The organism is Arthrobacter sp. 05T410 (assembly GCF_056396505.1).
The window spans coordinates 1-19,635 of sequence record NZ_JBFTLP010000022.1 but is presented as its reverse complement, the minus strand read 5'-3'; the positions used below and the strand labels follow the sequence as shown (position 1 = coordinate 19,635).

Here is a 19,635-nt window from a genome sequence, read left to right as displayed (position 1 = left end):
ACGGGAACGCGGCGATGATGAAGACAGGCGTGGGGACAGGATGGTCGGCCGCGGCATGCGGTTGAGCCCGCGCAGTGGAGGCGCAGGGGCATGTCACGCAAATCGGTACACCCGGGGCATGCGCCCGGCCACGTTTTCCCTGGCTTCGATGACCAGTTCCTCGCGGCGTACTACGAACACGCTGCGCCGGAGGACCTCCAAGGCTACAGTCCAGAAAACCTGGAGCAGCGCTCCAGGCACCATGCGGAACTAGCGGACGGCCGTCCGGCAGGCACGGCGGCCGTCGACATCCTGAACGAAAGCGACGCCAGCGTCCTGCTGGTGGTTGCCGACGCCATTCCGCACCTGATCCATTCGCTTACTGCGGAGCTGGCCCGCCAAAACGAGTCCATTCGGTTACTGGTGCATCCCAATTTTCTGGTGCGGCGGGATCCGCGGACTGATCGGTTGGTGGAAGTACGGCATGGGTCCTCGCAGTCCGGACCGACGGGCCCAATTGCCGGCGTCCCGGGCGCCGCGGCGGCAGGCACCGTCCAGGCCCCACCGGGGTGGAGATCCGAAACGTGGGTGGCGGCAGAGATAGGCCGCCTGCCGGGGTCACGGGCCATTGTGGAGCTCACCGCCAACGTGCGGCGTGTCCTGGCGGACGTCCAGTTGGTCGCTGATGACACCCCAGCCATCCACGCCCGTCTCGCCCGCACCATCAACTCCCTGGACCTGCTGCCCGCCGGCACGGTTCCGGCTCCGGAGCAGCTCGGTGAGCTCCTGGGCTGGCTTGACCGCGGCAACTTCATGTTTCTGGGATACAGCGAATATGAATACTCGACGGCGGAGGGCCCGGATGTTGTGTCGTTGCTGCCCGGCGCGGGGCTGGGCCTGCTCAGGGACGGGCGGCCGGAGGCCCGCCAGCCTGTTACGGGGCTGCCCCATTCGCAGGTCCTCACCATCTCCATTTCGGATCTGAGATCATCCGTCCCCCGCCCGGCTTACTTGGATGAAATCCTCGTCCGGACCTTCGGCAGCGCCGGGAAGGCCACGGGAGAAGTCAGGTTTGTGGGCCTTTTCGCCCCGGGCGCCACGGGCCGGTCCGTGCGGCGCATCCCGGTCATCCGGGACAAGGTACGCGCCATCCAGGAGCGCTTCGGCTTCACCGAGGCCTCCCACCCTGGCAAGCAGCTCCTCACCGTCCTCGAGTCCTTCCCCCTGGACGAGCTGTTCCACCGGGACCTGGATGAACTTTCCGGGCTTGCCCGAGAGATTCTGCGCCTGCAGGCCCACCACCAGACACGGGTGTTCCTGCGCGCTGACAGCTACGGGCGCTTCATGACCGCGCTGGTGTTCCTCCCCCGGCCCAGGTACAGCACGGCCGTCCGCCTCCGGATTGAACACGAGCTTAAACAGGCTTTCGGGTCCTCCTCGCTCGAGTTCGAAGTCAGGCTTAGTGAATCCCCGATGGCCCGCGTGTTCTTCCGGATACTGTTGCCCGCCGGCGGGATGCCCGACGTCGATCCCGCTGAAGTGGAGCGGAGCATTGTCAGCGCAACGCGGACCTGGGCCCAGGGCCTGGACGAAGCGCTCCGTGACAGGTTGCCGTCGGCGGAGGCCAGCCGGTTGTCGGCGCTGTGGTCCGCCGCCTTCCCGGCCAGCTACCGGGCTGATTTCGAGGTCGAGGACGCGGTCGAGGACATCAATACGTTTGAGCGGTTCGATCTCGACGGCACGGGCGGGCGACCGCTGAAAGATCCTCAGCTGGCCGTTTATGTCCGCACCGATGCCTCCCCGACGCTGGCCGAAGACGCACGGATCCGGCTTTACCTGACCACCGCCCACAGCCTGACGCGGATCCTGCCGTTCTTCCACAACCTCGGACTGGAGGTGCTGAACCAACGGCCCTTCGATGTGGTGCGCGGGAGGGACCGGGCCTTGTTCCTCTATGACCTTGGCGTCCGCTACCCGGCCGGCGTGGATCCGTCCCGCACCAGCGGGCTGCTGGGGGATGCCTTCGGAGCTGCCATGCGTGGGGACTCAGAATCGGACCGCTTTGACGGCCTCGTCCTCCGGGAGGGCATCGAGTGGCGCCAGGCGGCAATCCTGCGCAGCTATGCCAAGTACCTGCAGCAATTGGGCACGACGACCTCTTACGGCTTCATGGCCGATACCCTGCTGGTCAATGTCCGGGCGACCCACGCGCTCCTGGCATTGTTCAGGGCCAAGTTCGATCCCGAGCTGGAGGCGGCACGCCGGTTCGGGGACACCGACGCGGCTCGGAGGGATCTGCTGGCCGCGATCGACGACATTCCCGTCCTCGACGCCGACCGGCTGTTGCGCACCTTCATGAACTTGGTGGAATCCACGCTCCGCACTAACTACTTCCAAGCGAAGCCCCACCTGAGTTTCAAACTGAACCCTTCCGCGATCGCGGGTGCCCCGCTTCCCCGTCCCAAATATGAAATCTGGGTGTACTCGCCCCGCGTGGAAGGCGTCCACCTGCGCTTCGGGGCACTGGCCCGGGGCGGGCTGCGCTGGTCCGACCGGAGCGAGGATTTCCGCACCGAGGTCCTTGGCCTGGTCAAGGCGCAGAACGTGAAGAACTCGGTGATAGTGCCAACCGGCGCCAAGGGCGGCTTCTATCCCAAACAGTTGCCGGACCCGGCCATGGACCGCGACGCCTGGCTGACGGAGGGCCTGGAATGCTATCGGACCTTCGTCCGCGGGCTGCTGGACATCACCGACAACCTGGTCACCACCGCCCACGGCGAAACAGTGGTGCCTCCGGCGCGAGTGGTGCGGCACGACGTCGACGACTATTACCTCGTGGTGGCGGCGGACAAGGGAACAGCGTCATTTTCCGACGCTGCGAACGCGGTGGCAGCGGAGTACGGCTTCTGGCTGGGCGATACCTTCGCGTCCGGCGGGACCGTGGGCTATGACCATAAGCAGATGGGCATCACGGCCCGCGGGGCCTGGGAATCGGTGAAACAGCATTTCCGCGAACTCGGGATGGACTGCCAGACAGAGGACTTCACAGTTGCCGGCATCGGCGATATGGGCGGCGACGTCTTTGGGAACGGGATGCTCCTCTCCCGCCACATCCGGCTGGTGGCGGCTTTCGATCACCGCCACATCTTTCTTGACCCGGCGCCGGATGCGGGGGCCTCGTTCGAGGAACGGCGGCGGCTCTTTGCCCTCCCCCGCTCATCTTGGGCGGACTACGATCCAGCACTGATCAGCGAGGGCGGTCGTGTCCATTCCCGCCGGGCCAAGTCCATCGGCATCACTGAACAGGTCAGGAGCTCTCTGGGCCTGGAACCGGGCACCGTGTCCCTGCCGCCACACGCTCTGCTTCAGGCCATCCTCCGGGCGCCCGTGGACCTGCTGTACAACGGCGGCATCGGAACTTACATCAAGGCCTCATCAGAGGCCAACACCGGGGTTGGCGACAAGGCGAACGACCCCGTCAGGGTCAACGGCAATGAGGTGCGGGCGAAGATCATCGCCGAGGGCGGGAACCTCGGAATCACGCAGCTCGGACGGATCGAGGCCGCCCTGGCAGGCGTCCTGCTCAATACCGACGCCATCGATAATTCAGCCGGCGTGGACTGCTCGGATCATGAAGTAAACATCAAGATCTTCGTGGACCGGATGATCGCGGCGGGAAAGATGCCGTCGCCGGAACGCGCCGGCTTCCTGCATTCCCTCACGGACGAGGTGGCCCGCCTTGTGCTGGCCAACAACGCGGACCAGAATGTCCTGCTCTTCAACGACCGGCACCTGGTGCGGGAATGGAGCCCGGGCTTCGAACGGACCATGGACTGGCTCGAGAACGCCACGGACCTTGACCGCAAGCTGGAGGGCCTGCCAAGCAACGAACAACTCAGGGAACGGCTGCGGTCAGGTGAGGGCCTGACCGCGCCGGAACTGTCGGTGCTGGCCGCCTACGCAAAGATCGAACTGGCAGCGGAGCTCAACGCCAGCGACCTTGCCGATGACCCGTGGTTCCGGCGCGTGCTCCGCGGCTATTTTCCACGCCAGCTGTCCGAACGCTTTGAAGCAGAGCTGGCGGACCACCCGCTGCGCCGCCAGATCGTGTGCACAGTGGTGGCCAACGACATGATCAATCTCGGCGGAATCACATTCGCCTTCCGTGCCATCGAGGAAACCACTGCCACCGCCGCCGCCGTTGCCAGGGCCTTTGTGGTGGCGCGCGAGGCCTACGACCTGCCGTGGATCGTCACCCGGCTGGCCGCACTCCCCGCCGGATATCCCACCGAACACGTCGCCGAGGCGACGCTGCACATGCGCCGGATCCTCGACCGGGCCACGCGATGGTACGTGACGCATGACCATCGCGACCAGCCCGTGGCCGCGGCCTTGGACAGGATCATGCCCACTCTGGAACTGCTGCGGACCCGAACATTGGACTACCTCCGCGGCTCCGACCTGGACCGCGTGGAAGACAGACTCGCGCACTGGGCCGCCTTGGGGATGCCCCGGGAGCTGGGCCTGCGCGCCTCGGACCTGTTGGAGAGTTTCGGGTTGCTGGACATCTCCCTGATCTCCGAACAGGTGCGCGAACCCATCCCCACTATTGCTGACCTGTACTACGCGGTGTTCCAGCGCATCGGCGCCGCGAACCTGCTGCTCAGCATCACCGACCTGCCCCGGCAGAGCCGCTGGGAGTCTCTCGCGCGGGCAGCCCTGCGCGACGATGTGTATTCCGCCGTAGCCGACATGACCGTCTCGGTAATGGCGACAACCCAGGGCCTGAATGCCACCGACGCCGGCACGTCCGATGCCGTGGAGCGCATCGTGGCCTGGGAACGCGGGCACCAGGAGCAGCTGGCACGGATCAAGGACACCTTCGCGGAAGTGACCAAACCGGGCCAAGTGGATATCGCCTCGATCTCCGTGGCGCTGAAACTCCTGCGGACACTGGTGCGCCGCTAGGCTGTGGCCGTCGCCACGTCGACCCGGAAAGTCGAGCCGGAAGCCGCAACTGCACTGCCATCCGCCCACAGTTCTCGCGACGCTTACCGGCAGGAAACACAGCCGAAACCGCTGGTGCCTAGCCTTGGACTGCATAACACTTCGGCGAATCGAGGCAGTGATGCAGACCAACCCGCGGCTCAACATCCGTCAGGTCACTTGGGCGAACCCCGTCGGAGCGGACCTGAGGGCAGCCCAGCAGGCGGAACTCGAGGCCCGCTTCGGCCGGCCCGACCACGAACCCGGCCCGCCGCCGTCGGAAGCGGACACGGCGGTGTTCCTGGTGGCGCACGACAAAGCCTCAGGCCAGCCGGTGGGCTGCGGCGGCCTTCGCATGCTGGACGCCACCACCGCTGAAATCAAACGCCTCTACGTACTGCCCTACACCCGTGGCTCAGGAGTGGCGAGCTCCATCCTCGCGGCCCTCGAAGCCCACGCCCACGCGCTGGGAATCACCACCCTGACTGCGGAGGCCGGCTCGGTGCAGACCGACGGCCGGCAGTTCTACGAGAACTCGGGCTTCGTTTCCGTGCCGAACTTTGGGCCTTATGTAGGCCTGGTGCACTCGTACTGCTACGCGAAGCCGATCGATTCGCACAGCGCCGCGCACACCGCCATGGCGTGAGGCCGCGCGCCGCCCCGGGCCGGCTGCGTCACACAACGCCGCCGGTCACGGAGTCGGCTAACCTCGCACTATGGAATCGGCCGACATCACCTTTCGCACCCGCAAATGGGTGCGGCCCGAGGACCTCAACGCCAACGGCACCCTGTTCGGCGGGAGCCTGCTGAAGTGGATCGACGAGGAGGCGGCCATCTACGCCATCCTGCAGCTGGGCAACGGCCGGGCCGTCACCAAATACATCTCCGAAATCAACTTCGTCAGCTCCGCGGTCCAGGGCGACCTGATCGAAATGGGCCTGACCGCGACCCGTTTCGGCCGGACATCGCTGACCATGCGGGCCGAAGTCCGGAACATGATCACGCGCCGCAGCATCCTCACCATTGATGAGATCGTCTTCGTGAACCTGAGCCCGTCCGGTAAGCCAGAGCCGCACGGCTATACCGAGATCACCTACGACCGGGACCGGATTCCAACGCACCATCTGACCGAGACCCTGGACCAGGACTAGCCAAGCCCAGCAGCGCGTCCCGCACAGGCTGGCCCCGCTCCGCCAGGGCCAGCCGCATCACGGCCGACGACGCCCACCGCAACGCCTGGGTGCGGAGGTGGCGCGCACGGTTGTAGGCGCCCAGGGCCTCGTCCACGGGCCGGGTGTTGAGCAGCGCCGCGAGGGTCACGGCATCGACCAGCGCCTCGCAGGCACCCCGGCCAAGGTTGGGTGTCATCGCGTGGGCGGCATCCCCGAGCAGTGCCACCCGGGCGCGGACATAGCTACCAAGCGGCGGCGTCGTCCAGATCCGCTGCACCAGGGTCGTTTCCGGTTCCGCAGCGGCCAGGACGTCGCGGATGCCCGGGGCGTAGCCTGCGTAGCGGGCGCGGGTTTCCGCCAGGACCGCGGCGACGTCGAGGCTTCCGTGTCCCGTCCCGGAGCGGAACGCCGCGTACCAGTTGGTCCCGGCCGCCGCGGGACCAATCCCGAAGAGCTGCCCGCGGCCCCAGTATTCGCCCGTGTGCCCCCGCCACAGCGATCCGGGAACCACGCCGCGGACCGCGAGGTAGCGGGTGTACCGGGCACCGGAGCGGGCACCCCAGCAGCTGCGGCGCACCGCGCTGTGGACACCGTCAGCGCCCACCACGAGGCCGGCAGGACCGGGACGGACGACGTCGAGGCGGCCGGACACCCGGCGCACGCTGGCCGGGACTGCACCGTCGAGGAGCCGGACGAGATCAACCCGGGAGACGCCGATCAGCCCCGTCGCCTGCGCTGATGTCCATGCCCTGCCGGAGGCCGCCCGGACGGTCATGCCGTCGATCACCGGGCTGGCCTCCCTGACGGCGTCCAGGATGCCCAAATCGCCGAGGGCGCGCTGGGCCGCGGGCCACATGGCCAAGGATGTCCCCACGGTCGGGAGCCCGGACCGCTGTTCGGTGACCGTGACCTCGAAACGCGCGGGATCCAGCCGGGCTGCAAGAGCCAGCCCGGCGATGCCGCCGCCGATGATGGAAACAGCCCGCGGGCGGGGCCGATCATGCGGTTGTTCGGTCAGGTCCAGAAGTCGTCTGCCTTGGCCGTGTCCTCGAAGAACTCCCGCCCTTCCGCGATCTGTCCGTCGCGAACCACGAACGTGATGACGGTAGGCATGTCCAGGATTTTGCCGTTGGCTTCCCCGTGGGTTTGCTGGATCGCGACCGTGTGGTTTTCCCCGCCGACGATGTCCTCGACGTTGGCTTGGAAGTGACCTTGGGTGCGCGCGCCCAGTTCACCGAAGTACGCCAGGATCGCGTCGCGGCCCTGTTTGGTTCCGGATAGCACGCCACTTCCGGCAACGTGCCAGACTGCGTCCTCCGCGAACAGGTCGCTGAGGGTCGCCATATCCCCTGCGTTGAAGGCCGTGTAACCCCGCCGGACCAGTTCAACATTCTCTGCGGTTCCCATTATCGGACACCTCTCCATCGTCCTTGTCGGGTCATGCTGGGACGGTTCAAGGCTAGTCCTGGCCCCTGGGCCTGTCGATGGAAATATCAACCCCCTGCCGGGATTCCGGCCGGTGCTCTAGCGGGCGCCCGGCCAGCCGGTGTAGGCCTCCGCGAGGTAGGCGCTGCCGTGGCGGGAGGACACCACGGACTGGAGCTCGCCAAGCTGGCGGGCGCGGGAGAAATCATCGGCGCCGGCCGGGGTGTGCAGCATGGAAGTCATCCAGTAGGAGAACTGCTGGGCCTTCCACACCCTGTTCAGGGCGCGGTCGCTGTAGGCGTCCAGGAGCGCGGCGGAGCCGGTGGCGTAGAAGCTGTCGAATCCCTCGAAGAGGACCTTGACGTCATGCAGCGCCAGGTTCAGGCCCTTGGCCCCGGTGGGCGGCACCGTGTGCGCGGCGTCCCCGGCGAGGAACAGGTTGCCGTGCCGCATGGGGGCGTGGACGAAGCTGCGGAATTTCAGGACCGTCTTGTCGATCACGGGCCCTTCCTTGACCTCGAAGCCGTTGCCGTTGACGCGGCTGCGGAAGGCGTCCCAGATGCGGTCCTCATCCCAGTTGTTGACGTCCTCGTTGGGGTCGCACTGGAAGTACATCCGCTGGACCGTCTCCGTGCGCTGGCTGATCAGGGCGAAGCCGTTCTCCGAGTTGGCGTAGATCAGCTCGTCGGAGCTGCGCGGCGCCTCGGCCAGGATGCCGAACCAGGCGAAGGGGTACTCGTGGAAGTACCACTTGCGGTGCGCCTCGGGAATCTGGAACCGGCAGTGGCTGCGCGAGCCGTCCGCGCCGGCGATGAAGTCGGCCTGGAGCTCGTACTCGACGCCGTCCACATCCGTAAACCAGACCTTGGGCTTGGCTTCGATGTCGTGGATGGTGGTGTCCGTGACGCCGTAGCGGACGTCGCCGCCGTCGGCCTTCCGGCGTGCGGCGAGGTCCAGGAACACGTCCGTCTGCGGGTACAGCCACACCGATTCCCCGACGAGGTCCTGGAAGTCGATCCGGTGGCTTTCGCCGTTGAAACGCAGTTCGATTCCGTCGTGCCGGTCGCCGTCACGCAGCACGCGGTCGGAGACGCCGCTGTCGACGAGCATGTTAACCGAGCCGTGCTCAAGGATGCCGGCACGGACCGTCTCGGAGATCGCCTGGTGGCTGCGGATCTCCAGGACGGTGGATTCGATGCCGGCCTTGGCCAGCAGGTGGGACAGCATGAGTCCGGCCGGGCCGGCCCCGATGATGGCTACCTGGGTGGTGATGACTTTTCGCTGTGCCATGTGCTTCTCGCTTCGTTGCGGGGTCCGGGCGGTCGGGGCCGGGGCCGTTTTCGTCTTCCGGCTAACAGTGTGCTCCCCCGGGGGTGATGCGCGTTACATGGATTCCGCTGAATGGAATACAGGATTCTCGCGGGGCTCTCCCAGCCGCCGCCCGATCCCCCGCGCCGCCGTCTGGAGGGCGGGAACAAGCGCCTGCAGGCGCACCTCGCGAAGGGGAACGACGACGCCGAGGGCCGCCACAGCGTGCTTCCTGCGGTCCAGCACCGGAACCGCGATCCCCCACGTGTCAGGGTCCACGACGCCGGCCAGCTGGGCATAGCCCCGATGGGCGGCCTCGCCAAGGAGGGCGCGGAGATCCTCCAGAGCCAGCCGGCCGGCCGGATCGCTGAATCCCTCGAGGTACTCGGCCTGGACGGGGCGGGGCTGGTTGGCCATGAGCACCAGCCCGGCGGAGGACACGTGCACGGGCATCCGGCCGGCCACCTGCGCCCGGTTGGCGACGGAGCCGCGGCGGGACAGCCGCTCCACAAAGAGCGCTTCCCGCCCGTCCAGCACGGCGAGGTTCACGTTTTGATGCAGCACCTGCTGGATGTCTTCCATGAAGGGCAGGGCTGCCTGGCGGAGTTCGAGCGTGGGGGAATTGCGGTTGGCGAGCTCCCAGAGCCGCAGGCCCAGGCTGACGGAGCCGCCGGGGCCGACGTCGAGCAGGCCATGCCCGGCCAACTGCCGGACGAGCCTGTGCGCGGTGGTCAGGGGGAGCTCCGCCCTCGCGGCAAGCTCCGAGAGCGGCAGCGCCGTGACGCCTTCAGGGAACGCGGCAATCAACCGCAGGACCCGGTCCACCACCGAGTCGCCGGAGTTCGAGTTGGCCACCATATCCCTTCCGTTGAATGGTTTTAAGTGTCCCATGCAACACGGCCCGGTGATACAACTCTCACAATGGAAAGAGGCCCGGCGAACACCGGCCGGGGCACGGAATCACCTAAACACTAGCGCTGAGGTAACAATGTCAACGTCGTCAGTGGACAAGTCGTCGTCATCGGGAGAGAAATCACGGTGGCCCGTGTGGCTCTGCTGGCTGGCCATGGTGCTGGACGGCTTTGACCTGGTGGTGCTCGGCACGGTCATCCCGACCCTCATCAAGTCGCAGGAACTTGGCTTCGACGCCGTTGGGGCGACGTTCGCCGCAACCGTCTCCCTGGTGGGTGTGGGGCTCGGCGCGCTCTTCATCGCCCCGCTCTCGGACCGCTTTGGCCGGCGGAACCTGCTGGTGGCCTGCGTGGCGTGGTTCTCCCTCTTTACGATCGCCGTCGTCTTCGCACCCAACGTTGCGTGGTTCAGCACGTTCCGGCTGCTGGCGGGCCTGGGCCTGGGCGCCTGCCTGCCCGCCGCGCTGGCTTACATGAACGACTACGCACCCGCCGGAACGGCCGGAAAGTCCACCACCCGGACTATGACCGGGTACCACGTCGGTGCCGTGGCCACCGCGTTCCTGGCCCTCATGGTCATTCCAAGCTGGCGGACCATGTTCGTGGCCGGCGGCCTGGCCGGCTTCGCCCTGGTCCCCTTCCTGTGGTTCAAGCTTCCGGAGACCCTCCCGCCGGTCCACCACATCCCCGCGGCCGCCAAGTCCCCGGCCGGCAGCCAGGCCCGCACACAGGCCGCGGCCGCGCCCGCGGAAGAACGCGCCAGCTTCCGGGATTTGGGCCGCAAGCCCTACCCGCTGATTGCGGCCGGTGTGGCCGTGGCGTCCTTCATGGGGTTACTGCTGGTCTACGGCCTGAACACCTGGCTGCCGCAGCTCATGGCCTCCGCCGGTTACAGCCTGAACGCCGGCCTCGCCTTGCTCCTGGTCCTGAACGTGGGCGCCGTGGTGGGCCTGCTGATCGCCGGCGTCCTGGCCGACCGGCACGGGACCAAGAAGATCGTCCTGCTCTGGTTTGGCCTCTCCGCCGTGTTCCTGGCCGCGCTCAGCGTCCAGATCCAGAACGAAGTGGTGCTCTATGCCGCCGTCTTCGTCACCGGCGTGTTCGTCTTCAGCTCCCAGGTTCTGGTCTACGCCTGGGTCACCCAGCTCTTCCCCGTCCGCCTGCGCGGCACCGCTTTGGGCTTTGCCGCCGGCGTGGGCCGGCTGGGGGCAATTATGGGCCCGGCCGTCACCGGCGCGCTGGTGGCCGCCGGCATCGCCTACCCGTGGGGCTTCTATGTTTTCGCCGCGGCCGCCGTCCTGGCGGTGCTCGCCCTCGCCTTTGTCCCGCAGACCGTTCCGGCAGTGTCCCGCGCCGGCGCCAGCGTCGGGCCCTCGTAGCCGTCAGTCGCGCCTAGGAGAAGCGCTCCGGGGTCCGCGCCTCGCGGCGGCCCCTGAGTTTGCGCCACGCGCCGGGCGCCAGCACGACGGCGATGCCGACGGCGGCGCCGATGATGGTCTCGACGATTCTGTCGCGGAGCAGGAGGCCGGGCGGCACGGGCGCCACGAGAAGCGTCGAGGTCAGGGCCAGCGGCGTGACGAAAACCTGCGCCAGCATGTACTGGCGGGCGATGAACATCTCGGCGCCGAACTGGCACGCGGCAATGACCAGCACCGTCTGCCAGGGCGTCGGCTGCAGGAGCAGGATGCCGGCGAGCAGCACCAGCCCCAGGGCTGTGCCCGCGATTCGCTGCAGGCCGCGGCTGACGCGGTGCCGGGTTGTGTGGCCCACCAGCGGGACGACGGCGGCCACCATCGCCCAGTAGTTGTGGCCAATGCCCAGCCATTCCCCGGCCAGGGTTCCCAGCGTTCCCGCCAAGCCTGCCGCCACGAGGTAGCCCCAGCTTTCATGCCACGCGGTGCGTGTCTCCCGCGGAGTGAGGGCCGCCGGTCTCGGATTCACCCACGGGGTCCGGTGGCTCCGGGCCACCCGCGAGGACAGGCCGAGCAGCAGGGAGAAAGCCACCGTGAGGACCGCCACCAGCATGGCCTGCCACAGCGGCGGCTGATTGGGGATTGACGCGATGGCCGCGAACGCGAAGATATGGAACAGCGAACCGGAGGGGCGCAGGCGCCACCACGCGACAACCAGGGAGCAGCCCCACGCGATCACGGTGGTGGCCACGACCAGGACCCAGGTGGTGCCTGCCGCCGACAGCCCGGCCAGGGCGTCCACCCGCGCGGTGAGGGCGGCCAGGAACATCACCAGCAGCATCAGCCCGCCGCCGCGGACCTGCAGGGTCAGACGCCTGGCGTGCGGCTCGTTGCGGCCGTAGATGCCGGTGAAGGCGCCGAAGGAAGCGAAGATTGCCAGATCCAGGCGGTCCAGCAGCACCAGCGTGATCAGCGGAACAAAGACTCCCACGGCGCAGCGGAAGGCAACCTGGTGGTCCTTGTTGCCCGGCGCGATGGTGAACATCTCGGCGAACACCTTCATAGCGCCGGCCTCACAGCGAAAAAGCTCTTCATGGGCGGGTTCTCACGCATTTGTTCATGAGTTCAGGCGCCTTTCGTTGCAGCCGGAGTGTTACGACGGCGGCGCTGGCATCCAAGAGGGAGTTTACGCCGGAACGGCGCGGCGGCGGCATCGGAATCCGTTGATCGGGATCGGCCGGCTGCACCGCGAAGTGGTAGCGTCTATCGGTTGAATCAAGCCCGCAACGCACACCGGAGGTTCCCCATGCTCAAAGGATTCAAGGATTTCATCCTGCGTGGCAACGTGATCGAACTGTCCATCGCCGTCGTGGTCGGCACCGCTTTCACCGCCCTGGTCAGCGCGTTCACCGCAAACATCGTCAACCCGATCCTGGCTGCCGCCGGCGGAGTCGAGACCCACGGCCTGGGCTTCTACGTCTGGCCTGGCAACGACAAGACCTTCGTCAACATCGGCGCCGTGGTGACGGCCTTCCTGACCTTCCTCATCACCGCCGCGGTGGTGTACTTCATTTTCGTGGCCCCCATGAACCGGATCAACCGAATGGTCAAGAACCGGCTCAAGGCAGCCGAGCCCGAGGAGAAACCTATCCCGGCCGACACCGCGCTGCTGGCCGAGATCCGCGACCTGCTGGCCAATCTGGCCGGCCCGGACTCCGCGGCCACCCGTGCCCGCGTCGGGGAACACCCGGACGGGGAACACCGGGACGGGGAGTACCCAGACGGGAAGGCACACTCGTCCGAGCCGGCCGGAACCGCAAGCCGAACTCACGTCTGACCCGTCCTTGCCGGGCCCTCTGGCGGGCGGCCGGACCGGAGTGCTTTGATGTAGGGGCCCCGCCGCGCGAGCCTGGCTGCCAAGGAGGAACACCATGCCGGACCTTAGTTGGAACCACGAGCTGGTGGACCAACTGGACTGGCATTTTGCCAATCAGGCCCGGCCGCGGCTGGAGGGCTTGACTGACCACGAGTACTTTTGGGAGCCGGTACCGGGCTGGAATGTCCGCCGCAAAGACGCCTCAACGCCGCCGGCCGCGCCGGGTTCGGGCGAATTCACCATAGATTTCAGCTACCCGGAGCCCGTTCCTGCTCCGGTGACAACCATTGCGTGGCGCCTGTGCCACATTCTGGTCGGCGTCCTCGGCGCACGCACGGCATGGCACTTTGGCGGCCCACCGTTGGACTACCAGAGCTTCGCCTACCCCGGCACCGCGGCCGGGGCACTGGCCCAGCTGGACGAGTACTACGGCCGGTGGGTCCACGGCGTGAAGGGCCTCCACGAATCGGGATTGGCGGCACCCTGCGGGCCGGCCGAGGGCCCGTACGCCGATGCCCCCATGGCAGCACTGGTCCTGCACATCAACCGTGAGATGATCCACCACCTGGCCGAGGTCGCCCTGCTCCGCGACCTTTACGCCCACCGCCACCTGCTCCAGCGCGGCCCGGAGGGTGGACCGGACCTGTAACAGCACGATCACTCGGCCTGGCCCGGTCCCGGCGCGAAACCGTCACCCGGCGGCAACCCGGCCGAAACAGCCGGCCGGAATCATGGGAGCATGACGCGCAACGCTACAGGCAAAAACCCTGCCAAAACCACCGGCAAAGCCCAGTCCCCGGCCACCTCCGAGTTGAGCTGCGAAGTGTGCGGCCAGATGCCCGAACCGACCAAGGCACGGCTGACCCTGGCCAATGTCGCCGTGATGCTCCCGATCGAACTGCTGGTGCACGCGGCGGTGGTGCAAACCCACCTGCCATACGTTGCCAAGGTCCTGGTGCTGACCATGACCGCGACCATCCTGGTGATCTGGGTGGCCGAACCCTCGGCGGCCCGGATGCTCAGGGGCTGGCTGCATGCCCCGGCCCTGCGGCACCGCAAACGGCTCGGCGCCGCACCCGCCCTGTGGCGGGCGCGGACCGTCCTGAAAGACAAGCCCGGGTCGCTGCAGAAACTGACGCAGGCCCTGGCCGGCCTGAACACGAACATCCTCAGCATTCATGTTCATCCCGTGGCCGGCGGTGTGCTGGACGAGTTTGTGCTCTCGGCCCCGGGCGAAGTCCGCGAAGCCGAGCTGCTCCGGGCGCTGCGGGCCGGCGGCGGAGCGGACCCGCACGTCTGGCCGACCACCGCCCTGGCCATGGCCGACGGGCAAACCGGCGCACTGAGCCTGGCCGCCCGGATCGCCGCCAGCCCGGAGGAGCTGCCGCTGGCGGTCGCGGAACTGCTGCGGGCACGGATCATCCCCGGAACGGCCGCCGGCATCACCGAGGGCCCGCCCTCCACGGGCGGTGACGGGACGGTCCTGAAAATCCCTACGGCGTGGCACGGGCCCATTACGTTTTCCCGGCCCGGCGAGCCGTTTACGCCAGCCGAGTCCGCCCGCGCACACCGTTTGGCCGAACTCGCGGAGATCCTGGCGCACCGGCCGGCGGCGCGTTAGCCGGCCCGGCTGGCCGGTGGCCCGGCTGGCCGGTGAAATAGCCGCCCGATGGTTGGCGCGGGGTCAGATGCCTGTCATCCGGATGGTGAGGGCATCCTGCTCGACCGTGACCTTGAGGTGCTTGGCCTTGCCGAGCGGGTCGCCGTCGAGCTGGAATTCCTGCTCGTGGGCGAGTTCGATCTCGGCTGACTTTCCGGCGAAATATTCCACCGACGCGTTCTTGGAGTTCCTCCGGCCGAAGACGCCGGCCAGCACATCCAGCCAGCCGAACCGGCCGATGGGGGCCAAAATCACGACGTCCAGGATGCCGTCGTCGATCTTGGCGTCGGGAAAGATCTCCACGCCACCCATGATCTTGCCGCAGTTACCCACCATCACGCTGCGGATGCGGCGCCGTACCGGGTGCTCACCGTCAATGCTGATTTTCGCCCTGATGGGCTTGCCCGGCAGGTGCCGGATGCCCGCCTCAACGTACGCGAGCCAGCCCACGCGGTCCTTGAGTTCGTCGACGGTGTTGGCCATGATGGCGGCGTCGTAGCCAAGTCCGGCCATCACCAGGAAGGTGGATTCCGTCTCGGCGTGGTCCAGCGTGGCCTTCACCACGTCCACCTTGGTGTCCGTGCCGCTCAGGACGTCGTAGCTGGCCGCCACGGGGTCGGTGATGTCGATGCCGAGATTGCGGGCCAGCAGGTTCCCGGTCCCCAGGGGCACCAGGCCCATCGGCGTTCCGGTGCCTGCGAGGACTTCCGCCACGCAGCGGACCGTTCCGTCGCCGCCTGCGGCGATCACAACGTCGACTCCGGCCTCCAGTGCCTCGCGGGCCTGGCCCAGCCCGGTGTCCTCCTTCGTGGTTTCCAGCCACAGCGGCTCCGCCCAGCCCTGGGTCTCGCACAGGCGGAAGAAGGAGGCGCGGAAGCTCTCACCGGGAGACTTCATGGGGTTGATAACCACGGCGGCGCGCCGGGACGCTGTATTGTCCCCGGTTTCCAGGGTCTCCGACGTCGCGGTGCTGTTCTCTGTCATGGCGTCCTTAGGGGCAATTCGGCGGAGGGTTCCCGAACTAAAATCCTAGCCGCAGTGCCCGCGTAACCTGCGCAGGGCCGGCGCGAATCGTGGACGCGCGCTCCGCAGGCTCACTAGACTGGGTTTCGTGATGTGCCGGAGGCTGCGCTCCGGACGCCGAAAGCGGGGGCAGATGACTGAAACAGAGAATTACTCAGCGACGGCAGAATCGTCCAGCGTCGATCCGCACGACTGGGGCCGGGCGATGGCGCTGGCGCTCACACGGCTGGCCGAGCAGATCGCGCCCGGAGGCAGCGAAGACATCCATGCCCTGCTGGTGGGCAGGGACCTGCACTTGAAAATCGGTGACGAACCCGGTGGCGTGACGATCACGGTTTCAACAGAGCCCATCCCGGATCCCGCTGCCTGACGGTTCTCTTTCCAGACGTACCCCTTCCCGGACGTACTTCTTTCCAGACGTACGCCTTCCCAGACGTCCCGTCTGAGACGCGGTTCACCGGCCCGAGGTCAGGTCCTCGGAGATAATTTCCGCCGTGGCCAGCGCCGCCTCACGCACGGCCTTGAGGTAGGCGTCCGGGTCGGGCTGCGCGGACACCGTCTGGGCCTGCAGCGAGACGTTGATGGCCGCCACCACTTTCGGCCCGTCGTGGACGGGCGCCGCGATGGACATCAGGCCCAGCTCCAGCTCCTGGTTCAGCAGGCACCAGCCCTGGGCGCGAACAGTATCCAGCTCCGCCAGGAGGGCGGCCCGCGTTCCGATGGCTCCGGGAGTGAGGGGCCGGATCTCGGCGGCCGCGAGGTACTCTTCCAGCTTCGCCGGCGGGAGGGCCGCGAGCAGCACCCTGCCCATGGAGGTGGCGTAGGCGGGGAAGCGGGTGCCCACCGTGATGCCGACCGTCATGATCCGCCGGGTGGACACCCGGGCGATGTAGGCGATGTCGGTGCCTTCGAGCACCGCGGCCGACGTCGACTCCCCCAGTTCGAGGGAGAGCTCTTCCAGATGCGGCTGGGCGAGCTGCGGCAGGGAGAGCCCGGACAGGTAGGCGTAGCCGAGCTGCAGCACTTTGGCAGTCAGGGCGAAGATCTTGCCGTCCGTGCGGACATAGCCCAGCTCCGCGAGCGTGTGCAGGAACCGCCGGGCGGTGGCCCGGGTCAGCTCGGTCCGGGCCGCCACCTCGGTCAGCGTCATCTTGGGGTGTTCCGTGTCGAAGGCACGGATCACGGCGAGCCCGCGCGCCAGCGACTGCACGTACTGGTCGCTGGCCGCGGGCGCGCCGCCGCTCTTGGCTGGCTCAGTCATTTTCCGCCTCTCGGTCCCGCATCACTTTAGCGGTGCCCACAGCTTGTCCGGCCGCAGGCCTGTCAGCTTGGGTCCGCCGCCCGGAGCGGCATCGGGACCATGGCCTGGAGTTCCTCGAGCGTGCAGCCGAAGGTCTCCCGCACCTGGACGCCGTCGGGTCCGGTCAGGAAGACGGCCTTGTCGGTGTAGACGCGGGTCACGCAGCCGATCCCGGTGAGCGGGTACGTGCAGGTCTCCACGAGTTTGGACACGCCGTCGCGGGTCAGGAGCGTCATCATGACGAAGACGTCCTTGGCGCCGGTGGCGAGGTCCATGGCGCCGCCGACGGCGGGGATCGCGTCCGGGGCCCCGGTGTGCCAGTTGGCGAGGTCGCCGGTGGCGGAAACCTGGAAGGCGCCCAGGACGCAGATGTCCAGGTGTCCGCCGCGCATGATGGCGAAGGAGTCAGCGTGGTGGAAGTAGGACGCCCCCGGCAGTTCGGTCACGGGGATCTTCCCTGCGTTGATGAGGTCGCCGTCGATCTGGTCCCCGGTGGCCTCCGGGCCCATGCCGAGCATGCCGTTCTCGGTGTGGAGCGTGATGTTCTGCTCCGGCTCGAGGTAGTTAGAGACCAGGGTGGGCTGGCCGATGCCGAGGTTCACGAACGATCCGGGGACGATGTCGCGGGCCACGAGGCGGGCGAGATCGTCACGGCCCAGCGGCTTGCCGGACGTCTGGAGATCAGCCTGGTTGCCGGTCCGCAGACTCTGGTCATTGGTTGGGATGCTCATCTCAGGCCACCTTCACAATGCTGTTGACGTAGATGCCGGGGGTCACGATGTTTTCCGGGTCCAGTCCGCCGGTGGGGACGATCCCGGACACCTGGGCGATGGTGTGTTTCGCGGCGGCGGCCATGATGGGGCCGAAGTTCCGCGCGGTTTTACGGTAGACCAGATTGCCCCGGCCGTCCGCCGTGAGGGCCTTGATCAGGGCGACGTCGGCGTGGATGGGGGTCTCGAACACCTGCCACTTGCCGTCCAGGAAGCGGGTTTCCTTGCCTTCGGCGAGCATGGTGCCGTAGCCGGTGGGCGTGAAGAAACCGCCGATCCCGGCGCCGGCGGCACGGATCCGCTCGGCGAGGTTTCCCTGCGGGACCAGTTCGAGCTCAACCTCGCCGGCGCGGTACTTGGCGTCGAAATGCCAGGAGTCGGACTGCCGCGGGAAGGAGCAGATCATCTTCTTCACCCGGCCTTCCTTGATCAGCAGGGCCAGGCCCTGGTCGCCCTGGCCGGCGTTGTTGTTCACCACGGTCAGGCCGGTGGCGCCGCACTCCAGCAGCGCGTCGATGAGCTCGAACGGCTGCCCGGCGTTGCCGAAGCCGCCGATCATCACGGTGGAGCCATCCTTGATGCCGGCGACGGCCTCGCCGACGGTGTCGATGAAATTCAGCATCTGTCTTTGCCCTGTCCTCTATGCCGCATCGCGGGAAGTTACGTTTTCGAGCACGACGGCGAGGCCCTGGCCGACGCCGATGCAGATCGCGGCGACGCCCCAGCGCTGCCCGGAGGCCTGCAGGGAACGGGCCAGGGTGCCGAGGATGCGGCCGCCGGAGGCGCCGAGCGGGTGGCCCATGGCGATCGCGCCGCCGTGCCGGTTCACGATTCCCGCATCGATGCCCCAGGCGTTGATGCAGGCCAGGGACTGCGCGGCGAACGCCTCGTTCAGTTCGACCGCGCCGACCTGGTCCCAGCCGATGCCCGCTTTCGCGAGGGCCTTGTTCGCGGCCTCGACCGGGGCGTAGCCGAAGTACTGGGGATCGTTGGCGTGCGCGCCGCGCCCGGCGATCCGGGCCAAAGGCTCCAGRCCCAGGATCCCGGCGGCCTTTTCACTGCCCAGCCACGCCGCGGACGCGCCGTCGGAGAGCGGGGACGCGTTCCCGGCCGTGACGGTGCCGTTCCCGGTCCGGAACACGGTCTTGAGCCCGGCGAGCTTCTCCGCCGAGGACCCGGGACGGATGCCCTCGTCGCGGACCAGGTCCGTGCCCGGGACCGGGACGACGAGGTTGTCGTAGAAACCCTCGTCCCAGGCCGCGGCGGCGAGGTTGTGGGAGCCGGCGGAGAACTCGTCCTGCTGCTCGCGGGTGACACCGTACTTCTCCCGGAGCCGTTCGGTGGCCTCGCCCAGGGAGATGGTCCAGTCCTGCGGCATGGCCTTGTTCACCAGCCGCCAGCCGAGCGTGGTGGAGGCCAGGGTCAGGTCCCCGGCCGGGTAGGGCTTCTCGGTCTTSGGCAGCACCCACGGGGCCCGGGACATCGATTCGGCGCCGCCGATCAGCATCAGCTCGGCGTCGCCGGTGTTGATCTGGCGGGAGGCGATGATCGCCGCGTCCAGGGAGGASCCGCAGAGCCGGTTGACCGTGGTGCCCGGGAYCGAGACGGGCAGCCCGGCCAGCAGGGTGCCCATCCGGGCGACGTTGCGGTTCTCCTCGCCGGCGCCGTTCGCGTTGCCGAACACCACCTCATCGATCCGCTCCACGTCCAGGGCCGGGGCGCGCTTCACGGATTCGCGGATCACGTGCGCGGCGAGGTCATCCGGGCGGATCCCGGCGAGGCCGGAACCGAACTTCCCGAACGGCGTCCTCAC

General features: G+C 67.7%; 18 protein-coding genes. 8 read left to right on the top strand and 10 right to left on the bottom strand.

Translation table 11 applies throughout. The annotated features are described in order from the left end of the window. Positions 1–90: 90 nt before the first annotated feature. The 3 genes from AC1DFR_RS18900 (at position 91) to AC1DFR_RS18890 (ending at position 6,116) form a co-directional block, all read left to right on the top strand. Positions 91–4,947, top strand: coding sequence for an NAD-glutamate dehydrogenase (locus tag AC1DFR_RS18900; RefSeq protein ID WP_476874172.1), 4,857 nt, complete (start codon positions 91–93; stop codon positions 4,945–4,947). Positions 4,948–5,107: 160 nt separating this feature from the next. Beyond that, complete coding sequence (locus tag AC1DFR_RS18895; RefSeq protein ID WP_043436378.1) at positions 5,108–5,611, top strand: GNAT family N-acetyltransferase; 504 nt, start codon at positions 5,108–5,110, stop codon at positions 5,609–5,611. Between the two features lie 70 nt (positions 5,612–5,681). Next, a complete protein-coding gene (locus tag AC1DFR_RS18890; RefSeq protein ID WP_079555099.1) occupies positions 5,682–6,116 on the top strand; it encodes an acyl-CoA thioesterase in 435 nt (144 codons plus the stop codon). Here AC1DFR_RS18890 and AC1DFR_RS18885 read toward each other — a convergent pair. The 4 genes from AC1DFR_RS18885 to AC1DFR_RS18870 form a co-directional block, all read right to left on the bottom strand. Next, entirely contained in the window at positions 6,055–7,107 is a 1,053-nt protein-coding gene (locus AC1DFR_RS18885; RefSeq protein ID WP_476874193.1) for an FAD-dependent monooxygenase, read from the bottom strand. The two genes, AC1DFR_RS18890 and AC1DFR_RS18885, sit on opposite strands and share 62 nt — an antisense overlap. Positions 7,108–7,151: 44 nt before the next feature. After that, on the bottom strand, positions 7,152–7,544 hold the full coding sequence (locus tag AC1DFR_RS18880) for a nuclear transport factor 2 family protein (RefSeq protein ID WP_476874171.1): 393 nt from the start codon (positions 7,542–7,544) through the stop codon (positions 7,152–7,154). Positions 7,545–7,661: 117 nt separating this feature from the next. Beyond that, positions 7,662–8,852, bottom strand: coding sequence for a 4-hydroxybenzoate 3-monooxygenase (locus tag AC1DFR_RS18875; RefSeq protein WP_476874170.1), 1,191 nt, complete (start codon positions 8,850–8,852; stop codon positions 7,662–7,664). A gap of 93 nt (positions 8,853–8,945) precedes the next feature. Next, entirely contained in the window at positions 8,946–9,725 is a 780-nt protein-coding gene (locus AC1DFR_RS18870) for an IclR family transcriptional regulator (protein WP_476874192.1), read from the bottom strand. Between the two features lie 133 nt (positions 9,726–9,858). On the opposite strand from AC1DFR_RS18870, the gene AC1DFR_RS18865 reads away from it, so the two are divergent. After that, positions 9,859–11,160, top strand: a complete 1,302-nt coding sequence (locus tag AC1DFR_RS18865) for an MFS transporter (protein ID WP_476874169.1) — start codon at positions 9,859–9,861, stop codon at positions 11,158–11,160. Between the two features lie 13 nt (positions 11,161–11,173). Here the strand turns inward: AC1DFR_RS18865 and AC1DFR_RS18860 are convergent, their stop codons facing one another. After that, positions 11,174–12,256 carry an FUSC family protein gene (locus AC1DFR_RS18860; RefSeq protein WP_476874168.1) on the bottom strand — a complete coding sequence of 361 codons (1,083 nt, stop codon included), beginning with the start codon at positions 12,254–12,256 and terminating at the stop codon, positions 11,174–11,176. A gap of 243 nt (positions 12,257–12,499) precedes the next feature. Here AC1DFR_RS18860 and mscL point away from each other — a divergent pair, with 243 nt between their 5' ends. From mscL to AC1DFR_RS18845, 3 genes are all read left to right on the top strand, one after another. Then, positions 12,500–13,030, top strand: a complete 531-nt coding sequence (gene mscL / locus AC1DFR_RS18855) for a large conductance mechanosensitive channel protein MscL (RefSeq protein WP_476857685.1) — start codon at positions 12,500–12,502, stop codon at positions 13,028–13,030. A 94-nt stretch (positions 13,031–13,124) separates the two neighbouring features. Then, positions 13,125–13,718: a DinB family protein gene (locus tag AC1DFR_RS18850; protein ID WP_476857684.1), complete on the top strand. Its 594-nt coding sequence runs from the start codon at positions 13,125–13,127 to the stop codon at positions 13,716–13,718. 90 nt (positions 13,719–13,808) lie between these two features. After that, the gene (locus AC1DFR_RS18845) at positions 13,809–14,690 is read left to right on the top strand and encodes an ACT domain-containing protein (RefSeq protein WP_476857683.1); all 882 of its coding nucleotides are present in this window, start codon (positions 13,809–13,811) and stop codon (positions 14,688–14,690) included. A gap of 63 nt (positions 14,691–14,753) precedes the next feature. Here AC1DFR_RS18845 and AC1DFR_RS18840 read toward each other — a convergent pair whose 3' ends face one another. After that, positions 14,754–15,713, bottom strand: a complete 960-nt coding sequence (locus tag AC1DFR_RS18840) for a diacylglycerol/lipid kinase family protein (RefSeq protein ID WP_476857682.1) — start codon at positions 15,711–15,713, stop codon at positions 14,754–14,756. Between the two features lie 172 nt (positions 15,714–15,885). Between AC1DFR_RS18840 and AC1DFR_RS18835 the strand changes: the two genes are divergently transcribed. Beyond that, positions 15,886–16,122: a hypothetical protein gene (locus AC1DFR_RS18835; RefSeq protein WP_476851420.1), complete on the top strand. Its 237-nt coding sequence runs from the start codon at positions 15,886–15,888 to the stop codon at positions 16,120–16,122. 84 nt (positions 16,123–16,206) lie between these two features. Here AC1DFR_RS18835 and AC1DFR_RS18830 read toward each other — a convergent pair whose 3' ends face one another. From AC1DFR_RS18830 to AC1DFR_RS18815, 4 genes are all read right to left on the bottom strand, one after another. Next, complete coding sequence (locus AC1DFR_RS18830) at positions 16,207–17,013, bottom strand: IclR family transcriptional regulator domain-containing protein (protein ID WP_079555075.1); 807 nt, start codon at positions 17,011–17,013, stop codon at positions 16,207–16,209. Positions 17,014–17,075: 62 nt separating this feature from the next. Beyond that, a complete protein-coding gene (locus AC1DFR_RS18825) occupies positions 17,076–17,783 on the bottom strand; it encodes a 3-oxoacid CoA-transferase subunit B (RefSeq protein ID WP_230007404.1) in 708 nt (235 codons plus the stop codon). A gap of 1 nt (position 17,784) precedes the next feature. After that, complete coding sequence (locus AC1DFR_RS18820; RefSeq protein ID WP_229993600.1) at positions 17,785–18,444, bottom strand: 3-oxoacid CoA-transferase subunit A; 660 nt, start codon at positions 18,442–18,444, stop codon at positions 17,785–17,787. An 18-nt stretch (positions 18,445–18,462) separates the two neighbouring features. After that, on the bottom strand, positions 18,463–19,635 hold a 1,173-nt coding region (locus AC1DFR_RS18815), incomplete at its 5' end, for a thiolase family protein (protein ID WP_476874167.1).